A 25,241-nucleotide genomic window follows, 5' to 3' on the forward strand; every position below is an offset into this window, starting at 1 on the left:
GCCCTGAGGCAAGTCCTCATAGACACTGGTCACCTTTTACACTTCGGCCCATGGCATTCCGCGAAGTGACCATGGCAGGTTTGGAGAATACGCTGCGGGACCATCACATTCAATGGTCCAGCGACGCGAAATGGGAAGGACAGTCCGCCTGGGCCCTTCGTCTTCCGTCCGGTTGTGGACCATCATGGAAATGAGGTAAAGCCGGACGACTGCCCATACCTCAAAGTTCGATAGACCCGTTCAGAACGCCGGCGCGGCGACCTCGCCCCTCCCATGCAGGACCGAACGGCCCACGATACAGGGAGAGACGGCCTGTGACAGGTCCAGCCCCGACACCGGCCATCCGCTACCACGCTCCGCAACACCCCGCATGTCGGACGACACTGACCGTCCTCGCCCTGCTCCTGCCGGCACGTGCCACATTCGCCCGACCGCCCGAAGCATCACTTTGCATCACGGCGACAGCGCAAGCGGAACGGGCCCTGCATGTTCCCGACGGTTTTCTCAATGCCATGAGCCGGGTCGAAAGCGGCAAGCCCGGCCCGGACGGCACCATTTCCGCATGGCCATGGACAATCACGGCAGCAGGAATCGGCCATTATTATTCAACACGCACCGAAGCCGTCGCGGCCGTGGAAGCCTTTCGTCAGCAAGGTATCCAGTCGATCGACGTCGGCTGCATGCAGGTCAATTTGCAACAGCATCCGGATGCCTTCGCCTCCCTCGACCAGGCATTCGACCCGGTGACCAACACGCTCTACGCCGGCCGGTTCCTGCTCCAGATGTATGACAAGACGGGAAGCTGGCCGCGCGCCGCCGCCGCGTACCATTCCCAGACACCGGGCATCGGCACCCCCTACCAGTGGAAGGTTCTGGAAGCCTGGGCGATCCCGCAGGACGGACGGGATGCTCGCGCACCAGCGCGCCAGAACGTCCACATGATATCCCCCATCACGCCAACTTCTCTGCATCCAGCCGCGCCCAACGCGCCCAAAACGATACAGCCGATCCTGACGGCCGACGCACAGCCCGAGACCGACGGCAGCGCTCCACCGGCGCCGGCCAAGGTCTTTCACCCGTTCCAGGGATTTGCGCATTTCACCCAGCCCACGATCCATCGCCCGACCACCGGAGGCATGCGGGGGCGCACCCTGGCATCCTACCGCGCCAACCCCGTCATGATGGCACGCCCCACGGGCTGACGCCCGATATGGCGGACAGTCTCTCGCGAAACATTCGCCCGCCGGAACGGGCACCGCATTACAGCCAGTTGCGCAAAGCCCGTCCGACCTCCTGCAATACAGGCGCGAACGACCGTTCCCTCGCCCGGAACACGCGCATGTTTGGGTACCAGGGCGAGCCGCTTCCTTCATCGCCCCATCGCCAGCAGGCATCCCAACGGCTGATCAGCCACACGGGGCAGCCCAGGGCTCCGGCAAGATGCAGCGGCGCCGTATCGACGGAAATGACCAGATCAAGATTTTTCATGATCGCGGCCGTATCGGCCATGTCACGCACATCGCCCATCGGGTCGAACAGTTTCTGACCGTGCCATGCCTCGATTTCCGCGCGCGGCCCACCAAACTGCAGATTGACCAGCGTGGCTTCCACCGGAGTCAGGGCCGCTCCCATATCAGCCAGCGTGGTCGAACGACGCTTGTCCGCCAGCTCATACTCGGATTGCACCCGCCGTTCGCCCGCCCAGACCAGCCCGACTCGCGGCCGCCTGTCGGGCAAAAGGGCAGCAAACCGCGCGACATCCCCCTCATCGGCACGCAGATAGGGAATGGCAGCCGGAATATCCCGCACCGACATCACGCCGCAGATATAAGGAAGATCCGGAATTGGGGCAGCATAGCTGTAGCCATCCTCCTGGCCGAAGCTCCACTTGTCGCGGACGCACACGCCAGGAAAAGACAAGGACAGCAAACGAACGAGCGTCGGGGGCACGACGACGGTCACCTCCGCCCCCCTTTCCAGCAGATAAGGGACGCCGCGGATGAACTGAATGGTATCGCCGAACCCCTGTTCATCGAACAGCAGAACCTTTCGTCCTGATACGTCATCGCCCGGCCCCAGACGCGGCAGCGTCAGGTACCATGCCGACTTGTCCATGACAATCAGGTCCCGCTGGGAATAAATTTGCCATCCATCCGCCAACCTCCCTGCCTTCAGCAACGTGCAGGCATAACCGAATCTGAGGTCGGGCGACGGTTCAAGCGCCAAGGCTCTTTCATACCAGGGAAGAGCTTCGGAGGACCGATTGAGACGCTCCAGAGCACATCCGATATTGTTCAGAAGCGCCGCAGTCACATCCCCGCTCATGAGATGAGCTTGCAGGACCTTCAGCGCCTCCCCCGGATATCCGGCTTCAAGGAGCGACATCGATATGAATTCACATATGTTCGCGCGCTTCTCCGGATAGCGTTCCATCATGCCGGCGAACAGGGCGCACCCACCGGCGACATCGCCGCCAACCACTCGGACATGCGCCAGAAACGCCTGCGCAGCGACATTGTCCGGATCGACCCGCACAGTATTGCGCACCAATGTTTCGACAATCTCATAGCGGGAACTGTACCGCAGGATCACCGTCGCACCGGCCAGGCTCAACTGCCCGTCATCCATATGCAGCGATGTCACTTCCAGCACCAGGCGGATGATGTCGATGAACTGCCCTTTCTTCCCCAACGTATCGCTCACCTCGATCAGATGGGCCGCCGTCGGCGATTGCAGCAGGCTTTCCTTCAGGAGCGCGACATCCACGGACTGTGCGGCCTCGCCCATTCCGGCCTCCGGGCCCACCTTCGTTTCAATTTCCGTCACGAATCCCGCCTCACCTCGTCCGGGAGCCATACACCACGCCCCGCATTCTGCCTCACGACCATGAATCGATCCTCGAACCGCCCAAAGATCAACCCGCCACATCCCTTCCGTTGGATTGGCCGGAAGTGTCCATATTCCGCGCAACCACCCTTTTCGCGCCTTGCTCAAAACCGACTATAACGGTACTTATCGCCCCCAGAAACCGGGCCTGTACGGTATATCTCGCAGAATATGGTCGCCCTGGATTCCCCACCACGGGAGACCATCACCAGATATCGTTATGATCATGACCGGCACGCGAAAGGAAATGTGGCATCTTGGACCCCGCCAATGGCAGCACGGTCGCCGGGCCCGGCAATGGCAAGCTGACTGACGGAACCGCCGCGCGCGGCAAGTTCCCATCGCTTTCGCGCGGCATCGCCTCCGCAACCAGCCTGCTGCGCGGCGGCAACCTGAATACCTTCTCCTGGCGCTCCCTGGTCCCCGGCACGGATATCGGCCTCGCGCTCGGCGTCCTGCTGCTCCTGTCCATTCTCATCGTCCCACTGCCGACCTTCATCCTCGATATGGGGCTGTCGCTGTCGATCACCGCCTCGGCACTGGTTCTCATGGTGTCGCTGTTTCTTGAGAAGCCGGTCGAGTTCACCTCGTTTCCCACACTCCTCCTGCTGACCACGCTCCTGCGACTGGCACTCGAAATCGCGACCACACGCCTGATCCTCAGCCACGGCAATGAAGGCACTTATGCCGCCGGCCATGTGGTGGCCGCATTCGGCGGCTTCCTGATGGGTGGGGATGTCGTCATCGGCGGGATCGTGTTCTGCATCCTGCTGGTGGTGAACTTCATGGTCATCACCAAAGGCTCGGGCCGCATCGCCGAGGTCGCGGCGCGCTTCTTTCTCGACGCCATGCCGGGCAAGCAGATGGCGATCGACGCCGAACTGGCCTCCGGCGCGATCAACGACCGGACTGCCCGCCTGAAACGCAAGGAACTGGAAGAGGAAAGCTCATTCTACGGCGCCATGGACGGCGCCGCCAAGTTCGTGCGCGGCGATGCGATCGCCGCGATCATCATCACGGGCATCAATATCGTCGGCGGCCTGGCCATCGGCGTGCTGCGCCACGGCATGCCCGTGAACGAAGCCGCCAATACCTTCACCACGCTGACCGTGGGCGATGGCCTCGTCTCGCAGATTCCCGCCCTTCTGGTGTCCACCGCCGCCGGCATCGTCGTCACGAAGGGCGGAACCGATGGCTCCGCCGACGTCACGCTGGTCCGTCAGTTGGGCGGCAATCCCAAGCCGCTGGCCATGGCCGCGGTCCTGTCGGCCTGCTTCGCCCTGCTGCCCGGCTTGCCGGCTTTTCCCTTCCTTACCATCGCCGCTCTGGCCGGTGCAGGGGCCTGGTGGCGCCACAAGACCCCCACGACGGACAGTGACGGCGACGTTACCGAAACCGCGCCCGCCCCGGCGGCGACACCAATCTCCGATGTGCTCAAGCTGGATCTGCTACGCCTCGAACTCGGCTTCGGCCTGCTGCCGCTGACAAGCGGCGAGAATTCCCAGCTGACCGAGCAGATCAAGGCACTGCGCCGGGCGATCGCGACCGAAATGGGCTTCGTGACGCCACCGATCCGGATACAGGACAACATCCTGCTTCCATCCGAGAAATACGTCATCAAGCTCAAGGAGATCGAACTCGGATCGGGCGAGGCGAAGCCCGGCAAGCTCATGGCCATGAGCCCGTCCGGCGGCACGCCGCCCCTGGCCGGCGACAAGGCGATCGAGCCGGCATTCGGCCTGCCGGCGGTATGGATCGACCCGTCCCTGAAGACCAAGGCCATCGCCTTGAAATGCACCGTGGTCGATCCCGCCAGCGTCGTCGTGACCCATCTCAGCGAACTGGTCCGACAGAACCTGCCCGACCTCCTGACCTATGTCGCCACCCAGTCGCTGCTCGACGACCTGCCCCGCGAACAGCAGAAGCTCGTCAACGATCTGATCCCATCCCAGGTGACCCTGAGCACCGTGCAGCGCGTCCTGCAATCGCTGCTGGCCGAACGCATTTCGATCCGCGACCTTCCGACCATTCTGGAGAGCATCCAGGAAGGTAGCGGCCTCGGCCTGCGCGGCATACAGAACCTGACCAACCATGTGCGCGTCCGCCTGTCCCGGCAGATCTGCAGCACGCTGGAAGGTCCGGGCGGCTATATTCCGATGGTCACGCTGTCTCCGGAATGGGAAGCGGAGTTCATGAACCACATCACGGGACAGGGCGAGGAGCGGCGCCTGGCCATGCCGCCTTCGCTGCTGAATCGTTTCGTCACGCGACTGCGCGATGTCTTCAATACCCTCTCGTCCAGTGGCGAGGTGCCCGTCATCGTCGTCTCGACGCCGGTCCGCGACTCCATGCGGTCAATCGTGGAGCGTGTCCGGCCAAGCGTGTCGGTTCTCTCGCAATCTGAAATATACCCACGCGCCCGCATCAAGACGATCGCAACAATCACCTGAAATCCGGAAGAACAGGCCATAAGGCCGCTCCATTTCTATTGAAGCGCAGGTTAAAGAGATAATCCATCCACCCGATGCATCATCTTTTCTACTTCCGGAAGAATGACCCTATGGTCATGGCCACCGGAAGGTTCTATACTGCTGCAGCAAAATCATAGTCGCGTCTTCCGCGTCATGGCAGGATATGAAGGATCGCGCTGATGTCCATCTCGAGCGTCTCTCCGATTGCGACATATATTTCCGCCATCAAGAACGAGACGACGGCAGCGGAAACCTATGCGAAGACCGACAGCACAACCAAGCGCGAGGTCGCTGAATTCGAGAAGGACGCCGCATCCATTACATCTGCCGACGGCCTGCTGAAAAATTATTCGGTCCTGCAGGTGGTGCTCGGCGCTTACGGCCTCAGTTCCCTTTCCGGCCAGACGGCGGTCATCAAGGACCTGCTGACGCAGGACCCGACATCCTCCACATCCCTCGCCAAATCGTCCGGCAACGCGACATGGCTGGCCTTCGCCGATGCCTTCAAGACCTGGGGGCAGAACAAGGGCACATCCACGGTGTCGCCCTTCCTCACCGACGCGACCTCCGACGTGCTCAGCACGACCTATACGGCGACGAAGACCATATCGGTCAGTGCAATCCTTCCTTCCGCCAGCGCAACAGGCCAGACCTACACCACGGCGCCCGTCACGACCTACGACGCGAATTCGGACGCCCACCAGGTGGCCCTCAAATGGACCCAGGATTCCAGCAATCCCCTGTCCTGGACCGTCAGCGCCTATGATGCCGACGGCAATGCAACGGTCGATACGAACGCCTATCAGGTCGTCTTCAATAAAGACGGCACCCTGGCATCAGCCACCGACACGTCGACCGGCAAGGCGGTGGCAACGAACGACGCGGGCACCGTCGCATTGCCGATCACCCTGGACATTCTGCAGTCCGATGGAACCACGACGCAGCAATCCGTCGACCTGGATCTCGGAGCGCCGGGCGGAACGAGCGGCGTTACCATGGCTCCGGAGAGTTCCTTCACCAGCACCGCCAGCACGAGCCAGGTCGTCAGCCTGACGTCCTCGGCGGACTCCAGCACCACCCTGACCCTTCCCTCCATTACCCTGGGCACCACGTCGGGAACGAACCAGACCTACGTCACGGCACCGTTCGACCCGAACGAGGCATCAGACGATGCGAACGGCACCAGCGCCGCCAATCGAACCACCCTGTCCGTCAAGTGGGTGCAGGACACATCCTCGCCCTCCACCTGGCAGGCCTATATCATCGATCCTTACGGCACGCAGGTCACCAGCACGACCTTTACGACCGCGTTCGACAGCACGGGCAATGTGATGCAGGTCAACGGCCAGTATTCGCACGATATTCCCGCCCTACAGGCGAAGGTGAACGGCGTCACCTACACCGTCAATGTCCAGCCTCCGAATCTCTCGACGTCGCCGCTGACCCAGGATTCGACCCTGACAAGCGACAGCACGGTTGCCAGCACCGTAACCGGGGTCAATATCAACACTGCCGTCTCACAGTTCGAACTGAGCCAGTACGAGAACAGTGACGACATGCAGAATAACGGGGTCGGCAACGCGCTCTATTTCACGCGCAAGATGAGCGGAGTCACCACCCTGGCCCAGTTGATGTCCGATTCTACCCTGCTTAAAGTCGCGGAAACGGTCGCAGGCTATGATCCCTCGACATTCGGAACCCTGGATTACGACGAACAGGTCCGGCTGCTGAAGGACAAGGTGGATTTCAGCAAACTCTCGACCCCGAAGCAGATCCAGCAATATGCCGAACGCTATCTGGCCATGCTCCAGGTCAATCCACAGACGCCGGACAAGCCAGTCACCATGATGGACCTGTACGGAGGCGGTTCGAGTGCCGAGGGTATCGCCGCGCTGTTTGGCGTCAACACGTCATCTTCGAGCTGAAATCCTGTTTCTGACATATTTCAAGAAGGCCGTTGCAGGCGCACCGAACGTGCCGTTACTGAAACCGCCTCCAACCAGACGATCTCCAGGCCTGACAATCCACGCAGGCGCAACCTGCCTGACAGGATGAGCGCGGCATGCAGCCTGCCGAAACGAACAGCGGAACCGAGAGAGCATCGCAGGACGATGCGCTCACCAGCGCGATGGCCCGCACCCTGGATGCGCTCCGCAAGGCCGTGGCCGGTCCCTTTCACGATGTTCCCGTGGGCGTGCTGGAAGGGCGCGTGACCGGACTGACCGGCCTGTCCGTCTCCCTCAGCGGCATGCGCGACTTCACCGGCATTGGAGACCGGGTCAGCATTATCGGACTGGACGGGCGTGAGACAGATGCGGAAATCGTCGCCTTCCGGGGGGATACGGCCATCGCCATGCCGTTCGGGTCACTGGCGGGCATAGGGTCCGGCTGCCGTGCGACATTCCGGCTCTATGATCAGGAGCAGAGAAGGCGCCGGGCGGGCGGCACGCTGGCCGTCAATCCGCAGTGGCAGGGACGTGTCATCGACCCGATGGGGCGCCCCGTTGACGGCAAGGGCCCGCTTCCCCCGGGCGGGGAACCCTGCCGGCTGCACGCCCCTCCCCCCGAAGCCGGCCTGCGGGCACGCCTGGGGCCGCGCATCGATCTGGGCGTCCGGGTGCTCAACCTGTTCACGACTTGCCGCGAGGGCCAGAGACTCGGCCTGTTCGCCGGCTCCGGTGTGGGAAAATCCACCCTGATGGGCATGCTGGCGCGCAATACCGACTGCGACGTGGCGGTGATCGCGCTTGTCGGCGAACGCGGCCGGGAAGTCCGGGAGTTCGTGGAAGACGATCTGGGTCCGGAAGGGCTGGCCAAATCGGTCGTCGTGGTCGCCACCTCCGACACCTCCCCCCTCATGCGCCGGGAAGCCGCCTATTCAGCCATGGCAGTGGCGGAATATTTCAGGGACCAGGGCAAATCGGTGCTGCTGCTCATGGACAGCGTCACCCGCTTTTGCCAGGCCCTGCGTGAAATCGGCCTGTCATCCGGCGAACCTCCCGCAACCCGGGGATATCCACCCAGCGTCTTCGCGGAACTGCCGCGCCTGCTGGAACGCGCGGGCCCGGGTCTCGCCGGGCCGGACGGCAAGGCCGGCCAGATCACGGCCATGTTCTCGGTGCTGGTCGAAGGCGACGACCACAACGAACCGGTCGCCGACGCGGTACGCGGTATTCTCGACGGGCATGTCGTGCTGGAGCGGCGGATCGCCGAAGCCGGGCGATATCCGGCCGTCAATGTCCTCCGCTCTCTCTCGCGCACCGTTCCCGGCTGCAACAGCGTGGAGGAAAACGCCCTGGTCCAGGAGGCCCGAACCGATCTTTCAACCTGGGAAGATATCCAGGACATGGTTCGCCTGGGCGCCTATCGGGCGGGAAATGATCCGGTCACCGACAAGGCCATTCACGTCGCGCCCGTCATCGAGGACATCCTGAAGCAGTCGCGTCAGGAAAGGGCTACGATCGCCGCAAGCTTCGATGCCCTACGCGGCGCGCTCTCGGCGTCCCGCACATCGCGATGAATGCCCGCACACGCGCATTACGCTCCCTGATCCGCCTTCACAAAACGAAGGTCGACCAGGCAAAGGCCACCATGGCCGAGGCACTGGCCAGCGAACATACGGCACGCGCCCGGTTGGAAAGCTGCCGGGCGACGATCGAAAGCGAACGGCAGGCAGCCATGTCCGAGCACGTGTCGATGGACGATTTCCGTCGCTGGCTGCCCTTCGGGCAGCAAGCGGTCGAACGTGCCGAAAACGCCCTGCACATCGCCAGTCAGGCATCGGACCAGGCGCGCGCAACCCTCATGCAGGCCAACGCGGCCCTAAAGGCGGCAACCTCGATCCTCGATCGGCGAATGGAAGAGGAAAAAGAGATCCGCACCCGGCGGGAAATGGCCGAAATCGACGATCTGTCACGACGGGAGCGCATGATGCCAGGTTGACTTCCAATGTTCATGTATCAATCCGGCAAGACGATCGTCGTTTTTATCCTGTTTCATCCTTGAGTAAGTGCAATGCCCCGGCTATCGCTATTATCGGGGTCGGCGCGTGACCGTGCCTGATACGATCCGATCATCCCCATGGACGTGAGCGACCAGGAAAGCGCATGGAACAGACAGAACAACAGACCGCAAAATTATTCATTGCGACGCCTTGTTTCGGCGGTCTGGTAACGCAGGAATACATGGAATCCATTATCGCCTGCACCGGCGTGATGCGGACTCCGATGACTCTCTCCCTGCTCGGCGACGACGCGATGATCAGCCGGGCGCGCAACACCCTGGTGCATCAGTTCTTCACGCGGTCCGACGCCTCGCATCTCCTTTTCATCGACGCCGATATCGGCTTCCCCGCGGAAGCGCCGGCACGCCTCCTCGCGGCCGACAAGGACCTGATCGCAGGCATGTATCCGATCAAGGATCGGTTCTGGGATAAAGGTACCCAGGAAAATATCCTGCGCGGCGAAGCTCAGGATTCGGCCTCCCTGCGCTATGTCGGCGAGACCGATGCCATGCACGAGACCTGGGAAAAAGGGCCGCTGATTCGGACACATTACGCCGGCACGGGCTTCATGATGATCAGCCGGAAGGCGATCGCCCGCATGATCAAGCATTACCCCGAAACCGCCTACCGCCGGATCGACACCGCGGGCAGCGGAGACGACGGTCTGGCTCATGCCCTGTTCGATGCCAGCATCGATCCGGAAACCGGCACCTATCTGAGCGAGGATTTCACTTTCTGCCGGCGCTGGCGCGAACTCGGTGGCGAAGTCTGGCTCGACACCTCCATTTCCCTGACGCATGCCGGGCGCGCGGCCTTTCGCGGAGATCCGTCCCGCCGCGTCGGCATGGTCCATCACAAGGCCCTGTAAGGTCACGGTAGCTCCACATGGCCAAAAACACCAAACCCCCCGTCATCATCAGGCGCAGCGAAGAATCCGACACGCAGGGCCATCACGGCGGGGCGTGGAAAATCGCTTATGCCGACTTCATGACGGCGATGATGGCGTTCTTTCTGGTCATGTGGCTTCTCAACGCGACAACGGACGAGCAACGCAGGGGCATCGCCCAATTCTTCAATCCCATGGCGGACAGCAAGACCATCGTGCCGCCGACGGATGGCGTGCTCGATGCCTCTCCCTCTCCGCTCACGTCGGGAAAATCGCTGCAGACGATCAAGAACGATACGACTGCGAATGCGCCGGCCCCCAGGAAGCTCGGCGCAGGACAAGGCCCCATCACATCCATAGAGGGCGGCGCTCCCGACGACATCACCTACGGAATCAGGACAGCATTCGTCCCACGCCCACCTAGTGTCGTCCCGATTGGCGGACCGGACAGCGGCGGCGCCCAGCACACGGCCTATGTCAGCGCCGACGATGCGGCCGCCGAACAGGGCAAGATCGAGCAGATGGCCTCCAACCTTCAGCAGGCAATCCAGAAAGACCCGGCCCTTCACGACGCCACCCCCAACATGGCGGTCAGTTTCGGTCGGAACGACATCCGGATCGAGCTTCGGGATGCCAGCAATACGCCGATGTTCGATTCCGGATCGCCGGCACCCAACAGCAAGGGCCGACAGATGCTGGCCGAAATCGCCAGATGGCTCGCCCCGATGCCGGAACGCATTTCCATCATCGGCTATACCGATTCCGACACGTACCGCCCCGGCAAGAACTGGAGCATGTCCAACTGGACCCTTTCCGCGCTGCGGGCGGATTACGCCCGGGAGGCACTGGTCAAGGCCGGCTATCCCGACACCAATATCCTCGACGTATCCGGAAGAGCCGATCGGTCCCTGGCCGTTCCCGCGACCCCTTCGGCCGCGGCCAACAGAAGGGTCGTGATTGTCATGCACAAGATGTATGGCGGTGCAGCCCCGCCCGTCCTTCCCCTGTCGAACAGTCCCGGCGCGGCAGCGCCCGGCCCTGAAGGCACAGGCATGAATCAGCAGACATCCGGAGCGGCACAGCCGGAATAACGCCCCTGCGCCACGATATCGAAGCAGGCACCAAAGACGTCGGTCCGGCAGCCTGCGATCGAGAAACTGCATACCACCGCGACCGGCGCGCGCCGGCCGGCATATCTGGGTGAAACGGAGACAACTCAATGCTCTTCATCGGGGGCCTCGTCTTTGCGCTGCTTTGCGTCTTCGGCTCGTTCGTAGCCTCCGGAGGTGTCCTGGCCCCTCTGCTCGCCTCGATGCCGTTCGAGATGCTGACCATCATGGGCGCAGCGACCGGCATCTTCGTGATGTCGAATTCGGCCGGCGCGCTCAAAAAACTTCTCCCCGACCTGAGATTGACGTTGAAGGGCCCCCGTTACGACAAGGCGGCCTATACCGAACTCCTGCTCACGCTGTTCCGGTTCATGCGCCTGGCCCATGCGAAGGGGAACATGGCGCTTGAAGAGCATGTCGAAAATCCGGCCGAAAGCAGCATTTTCGCCCAATCGCCTGCTATCCGCGACGATCTCGAAACCCGCAACCTGATCTGCGACTATCTACGGCTGATCAGCCTCAATATGGAGGATGCCTACCAGCTTGACGAAGTCATGGCGCGCGAGCTGAAAAAGAACCTGACGGCGAAGCTGCATACCGCCGAATGCCTGGGGAGCATAGCAGATGCCCTGCCGGCGCTGGGCATCGTGGCCGCGGTCCTGGGCGTCATCAAGACAATGTCCTCGATCAGCAAGCCGCCAGCCGTTCTGGGTGAAATGATCGCCGGCGCCCTCGTCGGCACGTTTCTCGGCGTGCTGCTGTCTTACGGCGTCGTGGCGCCCCTGGCCGCCCGGATGCGGGATGTGATAACCCAGGATGGCCGTTATCAGGACATCATCCGGATTGTCTTCGTCGCACATCTTCAAGGCAATCCACCCCAGGTCAGTGCCGAAATCGGGCGCAAGGATATTCCGCCCGCTTTTATGCCTTCGTTTACTGAACTCGATACGGCATTATCCGTGTCGCAGCCCGCCATGGCTGCCGCGGCCTGACGGAGCGGAATGACGACAGGGAATACGGTACGTCCGATGGGCATTACGATGTCAAAAGTTTCGACGAAAGCGGATCAGGCGCTCGCCTCTTCGCCATCCGGTTCGCTGCTCCCGGTCACTCCTGGCTCCACCATCTCCGGGGCGGCCGCGTCCCGGTCCCGGACGCCCCGCCGCCGTTCCAACGGGCAAGCGTCCTTCAGCGCCCACCTCAAGAACGCGCAAGACGAGCAGGCCGGCGGATCGCAGGACCATGCGGCCCCTCGCGAAACGGCAGCCCACGCCTCCCAAACGACATCGAAGGGCCCGGCCGACAATCAGGCCAGACATGCGGCGGCACAAACCACCGACCTGCCATCAGCCACGGTTACGGCCACGCTCTCTTCACAAATCGCCCAGGCAACGGATACCGCGCCCGATCAATCCACGGTCAGTCAGGCCAAAAAGGCCACATCCAATCCGGACACTGCAACCGACAGTGCCCCGGAATCCGATCTGACGTCTCAGAGCCTGCTGACCGACATTCTGTCCCAGACTCTCGGGTTTCAACAGAGCCTTCCTCCTTCGGCTCAGGCACAAGGGCCGGCCAACCAGACAGACGCGGCGGCCGCGGCAAACCCGTCCTCCCCGTTGCCCACCACGTCCGCTCCCGCACAAATGGCCGCAATCCAGCAGGCGCCGGTATTGCCATCCGGGCTGCAGGTCACACCCGCGACACCGTCCGACGCAACGGCAACCACCCCGAGCACCTTCGCCGCTATCCTGGCCCAGATCCCGGACACCCAGCAGGCCACGTCCGCCAACGCCCAGAACAACGTTACGGCCGCGCCGACGCAGATGCCGGACAGCAGCCCGCAAATCCTGGTCAACGCCACGCTCCAGCCCGCGACAACCACGCTGGCAACTGCCCCGAACAACAACACCGCATCGACGCAGACGCCGGACAGCCCGCAAATCCTGGTCAGCGCCGCGCCCCAGCCCACAACGACAACGCCGACAACCGCTCAGAACAGCACCACGGCCGCACCGACCCAGACGCCGGAGAACCAAGGCTGGACCGACACCGCGACCCAGCCTGCAACAGCTACCCCGACAGCAGTCGCCCAAAACAGCCCCACGATCGCAGCGACACAGACACCGAATAGTCCGCAAATCGTGGCCGCTCCTGCTTCTCCCTTGGGGCAATCGGCCCTCCAGGCCGCTGCAACATTGTCAAGCACCCGCAGCCATGCGTCGCATGACACGTCTTCCGTCCAGGAAGACATCGCGACCGTCGCCACAGCATCCGCGGCTAGCGTATCGACCTCTCCGGTCCGGCAATCCGCCTCCGCGAATCAGATTGCTCAGCACCGCGGCCCCACCCTGGCCGCGCTGTCGCCTTTGCCTGACGATGCGACAGATCCTGTCTCCAGCCTCACGCCTCTTCCCGACAGCACGGACGGGTCTGCCGCACAATCGGGCGGCCATGGCGGCACGCCTGGAGAATCCGCTTCCACCGACGACAATCGCAACGACGCAAACTCCCAGACTGCCTCGCAGACGACCACCGGCCTCAATCTGCCCCTTGGCATCGTGCCGTCCGGTTCCTTTGCAACCACGCTGAACGACGCGGGGTCCGCCCCCCAGGGCAACGCCACCCCGAAAGAGGCCGGTACGTCGCATGAAACCGACAGCAAGACCATTGCCCCTCCGGTCACGGTACAATCCGATGACGGATCGACATCTCTTTCCATGACCATCATGACCGACGATTCCACACCTGTGCATGTACGCTTCGAAGGTACGGATGGCCTGACAACCGGAGTCTTTCTCCAAAGCGAAGACGTGGGAACCGCACGCCACTTGGCCGACAACAAGCATGAACTCGTCGCGGCACTCAGTGCCGCCGGTGTGGACGTGAGCAACCTGAAAATTGACGTTGTCACCGCCAGCAGCAACAATGGCGACAATTTTCAGAACCAGAGCCAAAACCAGAATGCCGACGGCACCGCATATAATGGCGGTTTTTCAGGCAGCATGTTTGGCGGCAGTTCCGGACAGAACGGTCAGCAATCGTACGGCGGCAACGCCTGGAGCACCAATAGCGTCATGTCCGACCATGGCGCTGGCGATCCCGAGGCGCAAAGCGGTTCGCATTCCATAAAACCTTCCGGCCCCTATGCCGGAGGCGGCGTTAACATTACCGCATGACCCCAATGGCCGTCGCGGGGAGAAAGGGAACAGGCAAATGACGACGACATCGAGTGTCAGCAACGAGACCCAGCTTATTCAGGCAGCGGAAGCGGCCGCCAAGAGTGCCGCGAACACGTCCTCTTCCAGCGGTTCGAGTTCAAGCAGCAGCAGCAGCACGACTTCAGCCCTGTCCTCTCTGGCCAATAATTACACCACCTTTCTGTCGCTCCTGACCACACAATTGCAGCATCAGGACCCGAGCAGCCCGATGAATACCGACACCTTCACGTCGGAACTCGCGCAGTTCGCCGGGGTTGAACAGCAGGTCGAGACGAATTCGAAACTCTCCTCGCTGATCTCGCTGAACGAAAGCGGCCAGATGACCAACAGCACCGCTCTGGTCGGCCAGCAGGCCACAGCAACCACAACGACGCTACCGCTTCAGAACAGCTCCGCCTCGCTCAGTTTCTCCGGCACATCGGGCGCGACGGTCGCCATTGCAGTGGCCAATTCTGCAGGCACCATTGTCAAGGACGTCGTCGCAACCACCGCCAGCGGCACCAATACCTGGACATGGGACGGAACGGACAACAACGGCAACCAGTTGGCCGATGGCGCCTATAGTGTTTCGGTACAAACGATCAGTTCGACCGGCACCACCTCCAGCGTTCCTTTCACCGTAACGGGCACCATCACCGGAGTACAAAAAGGAGATTCCGACATGGAACTCGAGATGGGCAGCGCCACCATCCCGATGTCCAACGTAACCAACATCTCCTCGGGAACCACCAGCAGCACCAGTTCAAGCAGCGCCAGCTCCTGAAAATACCCCTCCTCCAGCATCTCGACCGGAGGAGGGCCCCCAGCCCGGACAATCCCGATCGCCAGCGAACCTGGAGTCCGATCACGAGGAAGCATGGCGTGAGCCATGCGTCTGGCGGTAATTCTTGAGCCTTGGAGCGGCCTTGAAGGCCCGCCCGCCATGAAGCGCAAGGACGTTGCCATCCGACCAGCGCCAGCGGGGCTTTTTTAAAACAGCCCCTCAAGAGTCCGATGCTGCAGGCAATTTACAGGAAGCTTACACCAGCTTGCCACCCGCGCGCGGTTCCGGGCAATCCGGCCATCAGACACATTCCGGCGTGCGTTACCCCCGCCGCGAAATTACACAAGGTCCAGCGTCGTGGTCGACTGCATGATGTTGATGCCCGACATGACCGGAATACAGGATTCCTTCGCCGGCTGATCGGTCCTGCTCTCCGCGGCGTTCGCTCTCGCTCCCAGGGGAGCAAACGCCACCTCATTCAGCCGATAGCCAATCCCCCACAGCGTGGTAAACGGCTCGTCAATGCCGAAATTGCGCATTTTCTTACGTATTTTGCAGATCATGACATCGATAACCTTGCCATAGGGCTCGCTTTCCCCGGCATACAGGCTGTCCAGAACCGTTTCCTTGCTCAAAACCTGCGTTTTGCGCAGGGCCAGCAATTCCACAAGATCGTATTCCCTGCGCGTCAATGGCACAGGCTTGGAATCGATATGGACTTCCCGCCTGTCGACACCAACCGTCAAGCGGCCGATATGCAGGGTCAGGCTGTCATGTCCGCTGACACGTCTGACAATGGCACGCAGCCGGGCCAGAAGCTCCGCAGGATCGACCGAAGCCGGCACACAATCATCGGCGCCGATGGACAGCAACTCGGCCACTTCCGATGGCGTGGACGTCTGGGCAATGACCATAACCGGCGTCGGCACACGGCTGTTCCGGATATGACGCAGCAATTTCATATCGGGCGAAGTCTGCTGAATAACGACGATATCGTAATGGGACCGCCGCAATGTTTCCACGACCCCGGCAGACCCCGACATCGTTATCGAGACCGACCCATCCACCGCGGCCTTGGACAACCCCTCATAGGGTCGACCACTTCCCCGAGTCGAATCTTCGCCAACGCAGAGTACGCGCATATCCACTTCCGTCCCAAATGTGTGGTCGCCTATCGCGAGGAAATACAGGACTATACTTGTCTTCTATCCAATTTTCTGCTGTTTCCGCCAGACAGCCACGTCTGTTCAATATCGGAATAGATGCGGTGTCCAAAAGTCCCCATATAGCGGCAAGTGTCAAGACCGATGCCTCACGGCAGCACCGTTATCATCGGAAGAAAGCCACCCTGACCTCGGATCTTTACATACCTGCCACAGACGGCGATGACTGCACAGGCTTCCCGGCCATAAACGATTATCGGTGGCACGGCCTGAACAGGAAAAAAGCATCTTGGCGAAGCCGCATCCATCTCATAAACTGAAGGGAGCATAGTTCGGTTATACTATGAGATATGACTGAATCATTTCTGTAGCTTTCACACCGCGTTTCCTCAAAATGAAAGCCGGGGCGTGTGGCCGCATATCTGGATTGAGTCCAGGAAGACGCACTTTGTCCGACAGGGAATGCTTATCAGGGAGATCTGCCTTAGCCACTTCTGGCTGAATCATATGACCGCCGCCCGGCAAACCGTCGGATCGGGAATGTGAGGCATCTCGCGGCTGCGTTTTCGGCCGGAATTTATTCTGCTTTGTGGTTTTGAAGGATAACGAAATGGTTGACACCACGGCTGCCTCGCTTCTCGCGTCCAGCCTCCGCCAAGCGACCTCGACGGCCTCTCACGTCGCCTATCGCAGCGCGCGTCCGGCGCACGCGGCCGCGACTGGCGTCAACATAAGCTCCAGCGGCATTGACGGTTCATCCTCGTCCATCAAGTTCGACGCCAGCGGCCAGATCGTGCCCACCGGCACGAAGAACAAGAAGGAATCCGCGACCGCCAGCGCCGTTGATCTCTTCGCCTGATCGATCGCGGCCGGGCGGTGTGTTCTGCACCGGCATGTCTTTTCCATATGACCGGCCTGCTGGCAGATGGAATCCGTCCGGCTTTTTTCTTTCCGATCGATCCACAGCGTCCCGTCTGACGACATGGCTACTGCAATCCTGTCCTCGCAGACATCAGCGATAAGATCCGTTCAGAGACGATGACCTCGAGACAACGGGGATATGATCCCCGTCAGGATTAAAGACACGTGCCTTTCAGCCGACCTTCCCACGTAAGACACCGTGTCACGCTTTCAGTCCTCGCATGCCTGTCCTGCTCCACGCTTCCGTCCGCCATGGCGGCAGATCGACCTGCGGCGGCCCACCGCCAGGCCGCGCGAAACGCCGCCTCGACTTCCAGCCAGCCGCCTGCGCCTGCCGCCCCGGCCGCAAACCCGACGCCCGATCCGTCGCAAGACGTCGAACTGTCCGATTCGATCCTGCTCAAGGGCTTGCCCTCCTCCTGGCGGGCAACGCTCATGGACCCGCCGCAACCGCCTGCCACGACGCCCCCCACCGGACCGACCGCCGGGAAGAACGGCACGAAAGAGGCGTCACGCGCATCTTCATCGAAGACGCCTCCGGCGAGTACCGGGGCTCCCCCACAAAGCGTGGCATCCACCAACCGCATCCTGCTTCCGGTGCCGTCACGCATGGGTATTGCCGCCTTCCAGAGCGGCGACCGATTCATCATTGTCGTCGACAATGCGGAACCGATGGATACCAGCGCCCTGCACGGTGACGGCCTCTTCTCGACATTGTCCGTCAATACCCTTCCTGACGCGACCCTGATCCAGGTCCGTCTCCCGGATACGCGGCGCCTTTATCTTTCCCAGCAGGCGGAAGGATGGGTACTGGGCGACAAGCCGCCTCCGGGCGGCCATTACGACGACAGGCGCGTGATCAATCCGCAATATACCGACAGCGGCATCCTGTATCCGATGCGCCGGTCCGGTCGCGTGCTCTCGATCTCGGACCCCGCATCCGGGGATCGGCTGCTGGTCGGCACTTCGACCCTGGATGACGGCGGCATTCTCTCCCTGCGACACGGCGGTGGCTATGACGTATGGCCGACGTCGGAAGGCATCGTGATCGCGGCACACTCGCCGCGCATAGATCTGAAACCTGTTCCCAGCGGCATCCTCCTGACCCAGGACGGCAAGGCTTTTCTGGATCATGGCGAGGCCGCCTATGCCAACGATGTCGACCTGAAATGGCTGGGGCTGCAGAATCTTCCCCTTGATGCCCTGACCCGACGCTATCACGCCGCCCTTCTTGCCGCTGCGGATTCGGATCCCTTCCATCGGTTCACGCAGCGACTGAAGGCCGCGAAGGCCGCCTTCAGCCTCGGTGCCTTTGTCGAGGCCCGCGGCATTCTTACCGTAGCCCTCCAGGATGACCCGGAAGAAGCCGCCCTGCCCGACGTCCGGTTCCTTCTGGGCGCAGCCGAGTTGCTGTGCGGCGATATGGACGGCGCCACGATGCTCAACGGCCCCTGGTCAGGCGGCCAGAAGCGCGCGACCCAGCTCTGGCAGGGGCTCTATCTGGCCGCCACCGGCGAGAATGACGCGGCTGCGGCCCAACTGCTGGCGCGCGATTTCGCGCGGCTCAAATCCTATCCCATCCCGGTTCGCGACGTGCTCCTGCCGATCGCCTCCGAGGAAATCGCCCGATACGGCACGCCGGAAGATCTCGCGACGCTGGACAACCTGCCCGCCGGCTCAGCCTATCAGCTCGCCAATGCATTCAGGCAGATGCGCTCCGGCAAGCGAGACCTTGCCTACGCCCAGTTCCGGAAACTGGCCGAAGATCCCGATCCCCAGGTGGCCGAGAAGGCGCTCGAACAGAAAACGTCGATCGAACTCGCCGATGGCCACCTCAAGCCGGGCGCGGCGGCCGAGATCTTTGAAACCATGATACCCGACGCGCGACTGGCCGGCCGCGAGGCCAAGGTTCGCCTGATGCAGGCCGGCGCCTATATCCAGACGCAGCGATGGGGCGACGCGCTTCAGGCAATCGACGCGGCCCGGACGCCCCCCGACACGTCTTCAAAAGACGTGGCGGCACCATTACTGTCCCAGGCTCTCACCGGCATTGCCGCATCCATCCCCCCCGGATCGGACAAGGCAAGTCTTCTGCATGATACGGCGATGCTGAAGGTCCATCTGCCCGATCTGCCGCCAGGAGAACGGAAAGGCAACATTCTGGTCTCTTACGGCAGGATGCTGCTCGCCCTCGGCCTGCCGGATGATGCGGCCCAGGCGTTTTCCGATGCGATCCCCATGCTCGCCGCCCCCGATCTTCGCGCGCTGGCGGGCGCGGCACTGGCGGAAACCAATATCGAAAGAAAGCGTCCTCAGGACGCGGCCCAGGCCCTGACGATCACGGACGACCCCTCCCTTCCGGACGATATCAAAACCACCAGACAGGTGCTCGCCGCCCGCATCGCGCTTGCAACAGGCGACCAGGCCAAGGCCCTCACCCTCCTGCGCAACAGCCCGAACACGTCCGCCCTCGACCTGACCGCCCGCGTCCATGAACAGAAAGGCGAATGGGCGGCGGCGGCCAGCGACGTCCGCAAGATGGCCGAAGACCTGCTTCCGCCGACTGGTTCCCTGACGGAAAGCCAGCAGATTCTCGCTCTCCGTCTGGCTTCGGATGCCTCGCAGGCGGCCGATCAGACCATATTGGGCTGGGTGGCCGACCGCGTCGGAGACAGGATGCCGGACGGAGATCGTGGACGCATGTTCAAGCTGATGACCAGACCGCCGGGCGAAGCCGCAGATACCGCACCCGCGACATCCCCCCTCTAGAGTATTGTTTTTACGAGCATCTTCACCTGTTCGAACGCACACGTTCAAACAGGATCTGCTCTAGCCAGACAGAAAAAACTGCCGTCTTGTCACAAGGGCACGCTATTCAGGCGCCGATACGCACTATATATGGAAAGCACGTGCCCGAAATCCGGGCCAGAATGGAAACCAGGGGAATTGACAGCGTATGCTGGAAGCCTTGTCATCCCGAATGTCACAGGCTCATAGCGGCACCGATGTGCTGGACTTGGCCGGGCGCCGCCTGCAATGGCTGCAAAGTCGCGAATCCGTGCTGGCAGGCAACGTCGCCAACGCGAATACGCCGGGCTATGCATCCAAGGACATCGCATCGTTTCAGGGCGTGCTGCAAAACCAGATGGCGACGACGCTGGCACAGACCGCGCCGGGCCACTTGGCCGGACGCAGCACCGCCAGCAGCGCAACGCGAACAGGAACAAATACCTCCCTCGACGGAAATCAGGTCAACATCGAAGGCGAACTGGAAAAGATCGCGGACACCAACGACCAGCAACGCCTCGCGACGAATGCCTACAGTGTCTATATGTCGATGTTCTCGATAGCCCTCGGCTCCTCATCCTCCTGATCGCACGAGGCCTGTCATGGATTTCTCCGATACAGTGGGCATCTCTGCCTCCGGCATGCGCGCCCAGGCAAAACGCCTTCAGATCGCGGCCGAAAACCTCGCCAACCAGGAAACCACCGGCACGACAGCCGGGGCAGACCCTTATCGGCGCAAGACGATTACGTTCAAGGAAGCCCTGAACCGCACTTCCGGCGTCTCCGGCGTGGACATCAAGGACATCGGACAGGACCAGACCCCGTTCGAGACAAAATACGATCCGTCCCATCCCGCCGCTGACGCCAACGGCCTGGTCAAGATGCCGAATGTGAACGCAATGGTCGAAATCCTGGACACGCACGAAGCGCAACGTTCGTACGAGGCCAACCTCAATACCATGCAGATCACGCGATCCATGCTGACACGCACGATCAACCTGATGAAATAAAGATGGGCCGAACGGCGCGCCATCCGGCAGGATCACGGTCCACAGGCGTGGCCTCTCCTGTTGCCGTTGCATCAGCAATTCGTTAATCTCGGCGCGCATGCTCCGTCGCTGTTTCCCCCTGCCGGGCATGCTGGTCAAATGATCGGGCGGATACCGGCCTGAGGGCGCCCTGCCCGGTTCCTTCTGGAGAGCGACGTTGGACAATACCACCTATATTGCCCTGTCCCGCGTCGATACATTGACGCGCGCTCTCGATGTAACGGCCAATAACCTCGCCAACGCCAACACGGACGGCTTCAAGGCGAGCAGGCAATTGTTTTCCGAGTATCTCGTCAAGCAGAAGGGGCCAAACACCCTGCCGGGGGACAAGCAGGAATCCTACACGCAGGATCAGGCAACCTATCGCGACCAGCTTCAGGGCCCGTTAAGGCACACCGGCAACCTGACCGATTTCGCCATCAATGGCGAAGGCTACTTTACTGTGCGCACGACCCAGGGAATCAGGCTGACGCGCAATGGCCAGTTCCATCGCCGCATGGATGGCACGATCGTCGACGGATCAGGGAATCCCGTTCTGGACAATGCCGGCCGGAATCTGGTGCTGCAGAATGAGGAAGACCTGCTCTCGGTCGCGGCCGATGGCAGCATCTCGACCCAGACCGGCGCCATCGGGACGATCGGGCTGGTAACGGTCGACAATCCCCAGACATTGATGCCCGAAGGCCATTTTCTTCTTCGGCCGACCACCCAGACCCATACCGTCGCCCGTCCGGAGATCCGGCAGGCCATGCTGGAATCGAGCAATGTCAACGCCGTCTCGGAAGCGACGAGAATGGTCGAAATCCAGCGGGACTATGATCTGACATTCCAGCTTATCCAGACCGAATCGACCCGCAACATGAACGCAATCGACAAGATCACCGCCGAGCCGTCGGCCTGAGACAGGCCGTTTTGAAGAAAGACCGTTCCCCGATAGCGGGCAGCGCTGCGCGTAACCTTTTAGAAACCATTAACGGATAGCAAAATCCATAACATAGTCTCGGGGTCCGCCATGCTTCCGGCGGCAAACGCGAATGTTCCGTGGACAGGTGGCTAGGTACAGGGAATTTTACAACGATGGATCTGTTATCCTCTCTCTCGACAGCCACCAGCGGACTGAATGCGATTGAATATCAATATTCCGTCACATCCCAGAATGTCGCCAACCAGAGCACCGCAGGCTATGTGAGCGAGACAGCCACCATCACGAGCGCCGTCACCGGCGGCATAGGCAACGGTGTCCGTATCGGCGCGACGCAACTGCACGTCAATCAGGCGCTGCAAACCGCCCTGTATGCACAGAATGCCCAGGTCGCCTCCTACACCGCGATGGACAATTCGCTCGCCGCGCTATCGGCGGTTCAGGGTACGACCGCAGCGAGTTCGACAGACACCACCCCTGCCGGCACCACCAATACGCTGACCGATCAGTTGGGCAATGTGCAGGCCGACCTGACATCGCTGATTTCCACGCCGCTTCAGAGCGTGTCGCAGACAGAGGTGATTACGGACGCACAGTCCCTGACCAATACGATCCATACGCTGGCATCGACCTATGCGACCCAGCGCCAGAATGCGCAGGACAGTGTCGCCTCGACGGTCCCGGTCATCAATTCCGACCTGACGCAGATCGGCGCTCTTTCGCAGCAGATCATGAAACTCAAGGCGCTCGGCTCCGATACGGCCGATCTCGAAAACCAGCGCCTGGGGGTCATGGCCGACCTGTCGTCGAATCTGTCGGTCACATTTTCCGAGTCATCGAACGGCGACATGGTCGTTCGGACCGAGGACGGCACGAAACTGCCGACCCGTCCCGACCAGATCGGACTAAGCGACAGTTCACAGAAGCTGCCCTCCACGACCTGGCCGCTCAGCACCAGCGACGTGACCGTTACATCGGCTATGTCCTATACGGGTGACAGCAGCACCTCGGCGATCCCCGGCATCATGCTGAACGGCAAGGACATCACCTCGCATCTCACCGGCGGCACGCTCGGCGCAAACATTACCCTGCGCGACGAGACCTACCCGAAGATGCAGGCGCAGTTGGATTCGTTCTCCTATACGTTGATCAACCGCTTCAATAACGCAGGCCTCTCGCTGTTCACGAACGGTTCCGATGCCACGGGCACGGCGGTGGCCCAGTCGTCCAATACGACGCAAACGACGCCGGCCGGCATCGTCGGCCTGTCGTCCGCGATCAGCGTCAGCACCATGTATGCCAATACGCCGTCGCTGCTGACGACGACAACGACCGCGACCGACAGCACAGGCAACACGACAACGGTGGCTGCCACCAATACGTCCACCGGCACGACAACGACCGGCGATTCGACCATCATTCAGCAGGTTCTCAGCCAGACATTCGGCACCAGTTCCGCTAATGTCAGCGACCAGACCAGTTCGGGCGGCCCGGATCTCGAGGCCCCGACAAACAATCTGGGCGTAAACGGAAATATCTCGACCGGCTATACCGGCTCCCAGGGGCTGCTTCAGCTAGCCACGGCACTCACGTCGGATCAGGGCGCGACCATCGCGGCGAACAGCAGCAGCCTGACAGCCAGCACATCGGTCCAGACCGTCCTGCAGGCGAAAGTCGCCGACGTATCGGGCGTCAACGTCAATGACGAACTGGCCAAGGTCGTAGCCTTGCAGAATGCCTACACGGCCAATGCCAAGATCGTATCCACGGTTCAAACGATGTTTACCGCGCTTCTGAACGCCATCAACTAATTCAAGATCGGGATAGGAAACTGATGAGCTCGGCAATCAATCAATATGGCGGCGGCGCGACATCACTGATTCTTTCCGCCGGCATCAAGGCCATGTCCCTGCAACAGGAAACGCTGACCTGGCAGGCCAGCAACGGCACCATTGCCCCGACATTCGCCGGCCTCGGTTCCACACGATCGACAGCGATCAGCCTCACGCCGAAAATCACCCAGATCAAGGCCTGGCAATCCAATATCACGAATGCACAGACCGACCTGACGGTCACTGCCAGCGCCCTGTCCCAGCTTGTCTCGCAAGCCCAGGCCATGGCGACAAGCCTGCTCAGTATCTCCGGCACAGCCGATACCAGTACGGTATCAGCCGTTGCCGAACAGGCAAAGAGTTCCCTGTCCGCACTCAAGAGCGTCCTCAATACGACCAGCGGATCGACCTATATTTTTTCCGGCACCGACACCAATACGCCGACGATCGCCGGCTCCGGGTCGCTCGCGGACAGCAAGCTCGCGACGACAATCTCGGGCATCATGAGTTCGCTTTCGACCGACGGCGCGGCATCGGCGCTGGAACAGGCCACGACGGCCGCCGGAACGAACGATGCCTCTTCCAGCGATCCGCTCTCTGTCTTCGCTTCGTCCATCTCGGTTTCAGCCAATTCCGCCAAGGACCAGCAGCGCGTGACGGTGACGAACAACGATTCGACGACGAATGTCGGAATCGTCGCGACACAGGGTTCGACGACCTCCGCAGCGTCCTCGACATCGACGGGGTCGCCCATCCGCGACCTGATGCGCGACATGATGATCACCTCGGCCATGGGGGGCATGTCATCATCGACAAGCGGTCTTTCAGACATGGCGAAGCAGCTTTATTCCTCCCTGCAAACCACCATCAGCCAGCTTACCGAACTGGAATCGTCGGTCGGCACCACCCAGAACAACCTGACGGCACAATCGAGCCTGCTGACCAATGTCCAGTCGACGCTGGAAGATCAGCTTGACGATTCCATGGGTGTCGATGCCGCGACCGTTGCCACCCAGGTCGCATCCGTCAAATTGCAGCTTGAAGTATCCTACAAGCTTGTTGCCGACATGAAGGGCATGACACTGGCAGATTATATCTGATCTTCCTGGGTTATCGCCTTTCCCCGCATTATCCCATCGTCGGCAAGGCGCGCCCAGATATCCGCACGGCTCCTTTTCAGGCAACAGCGTGCCAATATCGGGCCCCACCGCCCTTCCTCGATGTCGGG

The 25,241-nt window shown here is 61.5% G+C and carries 19 protein-coding genes; 17 read left to right on the top strand and 2 right to left on the bottom strand.

Annotation, left to right across the window (positions count from 1 at the left end; translation table 11 throughout):
• Positions 1-314: 314 nt before the first annotated feature.
• Positions 315-1,202, top strand: coding sequence for a transglycosylase SLT domain-containing protein (locus ACMAUO_RS16120; protein WP_420357944.1), 888 nt, complete (start codon positions 315-317; stop codon positions 1,200-1,202).
• A gap of 58 nt (positions 1,203-1,260) precedes the next feature.
• Here the strand turns inward: ACMAUO_RS16120 and ACMAUO_RS16125 are convergent, their stop codons facing one another.
• Positions 1,261-2,994 carry a tetratricopeptide repeat protein gene (locus ACMAUO_RS16125; RefSeq protein WP_420357945.1) on the bottom strand — a complete coding sequence of 578 codons (1,734 nt, stop codon included), beginning with the start codon at positions 2,992-2,994 and terminating at the stop codon, positions 1,261-1,263.
• 266 nt (positions 2,995-3,260) lie between these two features.
• Between ACMAUO_RS16125 and flhA the strand changes: the two genes are divergently transcribed.
• The 9 genes from flhA (at position 3,261) to ACMAUO_RS16170 (ending at position 15,339) form a co-directional block, all read left to right on the top strand.
• The gene (gene flhA, locus ACMAUO_RS16130) at positions 3,261-5,336 is read left to right on the top strand and encodes a flagellar biosynthesis protein FlhA (protein ID WP_420358301.1); all 2,076 of its coding nucleotides are present in this window, start codon (positions 3,261-3,263) and stop codon (positions 5,334-5,336) included.
• A gap of 200 nt (positions 5,337-5,536) precedes the next feature.
• Positions 5,537-7,282, top strand: a complete 1,746-nt coding sequence (locus ACMAUO_RS16135) for a DUF1217 domain-containing protein (protein WP_420357946.1) — start codon at positions 5,537-5,539, stop codon at positions 7,280-7,282.
• Positions 7,283-7,485: 203 nt separating this feature from the next.
• Positions 7,486-8,877: a flagellar protein export ATPase FliI gene (fliI, locus tag ACMAUO_RS16140; RefSeq protein ID WP_420358302.1), complete on the top strand. Its 1,392-nt coding sequence runs from the start codon at positions 7,486-7,488 to the stop codon at positions 8,875-8,877.
• Positions 8,874-9,299, top strand: a complete 426-nt coding sequence (locus tag ACMAUO_RS16145) for a flagellar export protein FliJ (RefSeq protein WP_420357947.1) — start codon at positions 8,874-8,876, stop codon at positions 9,297-9,299. The genes fliI and ACMAUO_RS16145 overlap by 4 nt, the downstream gene beginning before the upstream one ends.
• A 164-nt stretch (positions 9,300-9,463) precedes the next feature.
• Positions 9,464-10,228, top strand: a complete 765-nt coding sequence (locus tag ACMAUO_RS16150) for a hypothetical protein (protein WP_420357948.1) — start codon at positions 9,464-9,466, stop codon at positions 10,226-10,228.
• Positions 10,229-10,245: 17 nt separating this feature from the next.
• Entirely contained in the window at positions 10,246-11,337 is a 1,092-nt protein-coding gene (locus ACMAUO_RS16155; RefSeq protein ID WP_420357949.1) for a flagellar motor protein MotB, read from the top strand.
• Positions 11,338-11,465: 128 nt separating this feature from the next.
• On the top strand, positions 11,466-12,347 hold the full coding sequence (motA, locus tag ACMAUO_RS16160; protein ID WP_420357950.1) for a flagellar motor stator protein MotA: 882 nt from the start codon (positions 11,466-11,468) through the stop codon (positions 12,345-12,347).
• 9 nt (positions 12,348-12,356) lie between these two features.
• The gene (locus tag ACMAUO_RS16165; protein WP_420357951.1) at positions 12,357-14,534 is read left to right on the top strand and encodes a hypothetical protein; all 2,178 of its coding nucleotides are present in this window, start codon (positions 12,357-12,359) and stop codon (positions 14,532-14,534) included.
• A gap of 37 nt (positions 14,535-14,571) precedes the next feature.
• Entirely contained in the window at positions 14,572-15,339 is a 768-nt protein-coding gene (locus ACMAUO_RS16170; protein WP_420357952.1) for a flagellar hook assembly protein FlgD, read from the top strand.
• Between the two features lie 338 nt (positions 15,340-15,677).
• Here the strand turns inward: ACMAUO_RS16170 and ACMAUO_RS16175 are convergent, their stop codons facing one another.
• On the bottom strand, positions 15,678-16,481 hold the full coding sequence (locus tag ACMAUO_RS16175; protein ID WP_420357953.1) for a response regulator transcription factor: 804 nt from the start codon (positions 16,479-16,481) through the stop codon (positions 15,678-15,680).
• A 631-nt stretch (positions 16,482-17,112) separates the two neighbouring features.
• Between ACMAUO_RS16175 and ACMAUO_RS16180 the strand changes: the two genes are divergently transcribed.
• The 7 genes from ACMAUO_RS16180 to ACMAUO_RS16210 all read left to right on the top strand — a co-directional run bounded on the left by ACMAUO_RS16180 (position 17,113) and on the right by ACMAUO_RS16210 (position 25,113).
• A complete protein-coding gene (locus ACMAUO_RS16180; RefSeq protein WP_420357954.1) occupies positions 17,113-17,361 on the top strand; it encodes a hypothetical protein in 249 nt (82 codons plus the stop codon).
• Positions 17,362-17,675: 314 nt separating this feature from the next.
• Complete coding sequence (locus ACMAUO_RS16185; RefSeq protein ID WP_420357955.1) at positions 17,676-20,192, top strand: hypothetical protein; 2,517 nt, start codon at positions 17,676-17,678, stop codon at positions 20,190-20,192.
• A 187-nt stretch (positions 20,193-20,379) separates the two neighbouring features.
• Positions 20,380-20,796 carry a flagellar basal body rod protein FlgB gene (locus tag ACMAUO_RS16190; RefSeq protein WP_420357956.1) on the top strand — a complete coding sequence of 139 codons (417 nt, stop codon included), beginning with the start codon at positions 20,380-20,382 and terminating at the stop codon, positions 20,794-20,796.
• Between the two features lie 16 nt (positions 20,797-20,812).
• Positions 20,813-21,220 carry a flagellar basal body rod protein FlgC gene (gene flgC, locus ACMAUO_RS16195; RefSeq protein ID WP_420357957.1) on the top strand — a complete coding sequence of 136 codons (408 nt, stop codon included), beginning with the start codon at positions 20,813-20,815 and terminating at the stop codon, positions 21,218-21,220.
• Positions 21,221-21,416: 196 nt separating this feature from the next.
• Positions 21,417-22,160: a flagellar basal-body rod protein FlgF gene (gene flgF, locus ACMAUO_RS16200; protein WP_420357958.1), complete on the top strand. Its 744-nt coding sequence runs from the start codon at positions 21,417-21,419 to the stop codon at positions 22,158-22,160.
• A 176-nt stretch (positions 22,161-22,336) separates the two neighbouring features.
• Entirely contained in the window at positions 22,337-23,992 is a 1,656-nt protein-coding gene (locus ACMAUO_RS16205) for a flagellar hook-associated protein FlgK (RefSeq protein WP_420357959.1), read from the top strand.
• Positions 23,993-24,015: 23 nt separating this feature from the next.
• Positions 24,016-25,113, top strand: coding sequence for a flagellin (locus tag ACMAUO_RS16210; RefSeq protein WP_420357960.1), 1,098 nt, complete (start codon positions 24,016-24,018; stop codon positions 25,111-25,113).
• Positions 25,114-25,241: the final 128 nt, after the last annotated feature.

It is taken from the genome of Gluconacetobacter brunescens (genome assembly GCF_048695475.1).
In the GTDB taxonomy this organism is placed as follows: Bacteria; Pseudomonadota; Alphaproteobacteria; order Acetobacterales; family Acetobacteraceae; genus Gluconacetobacter.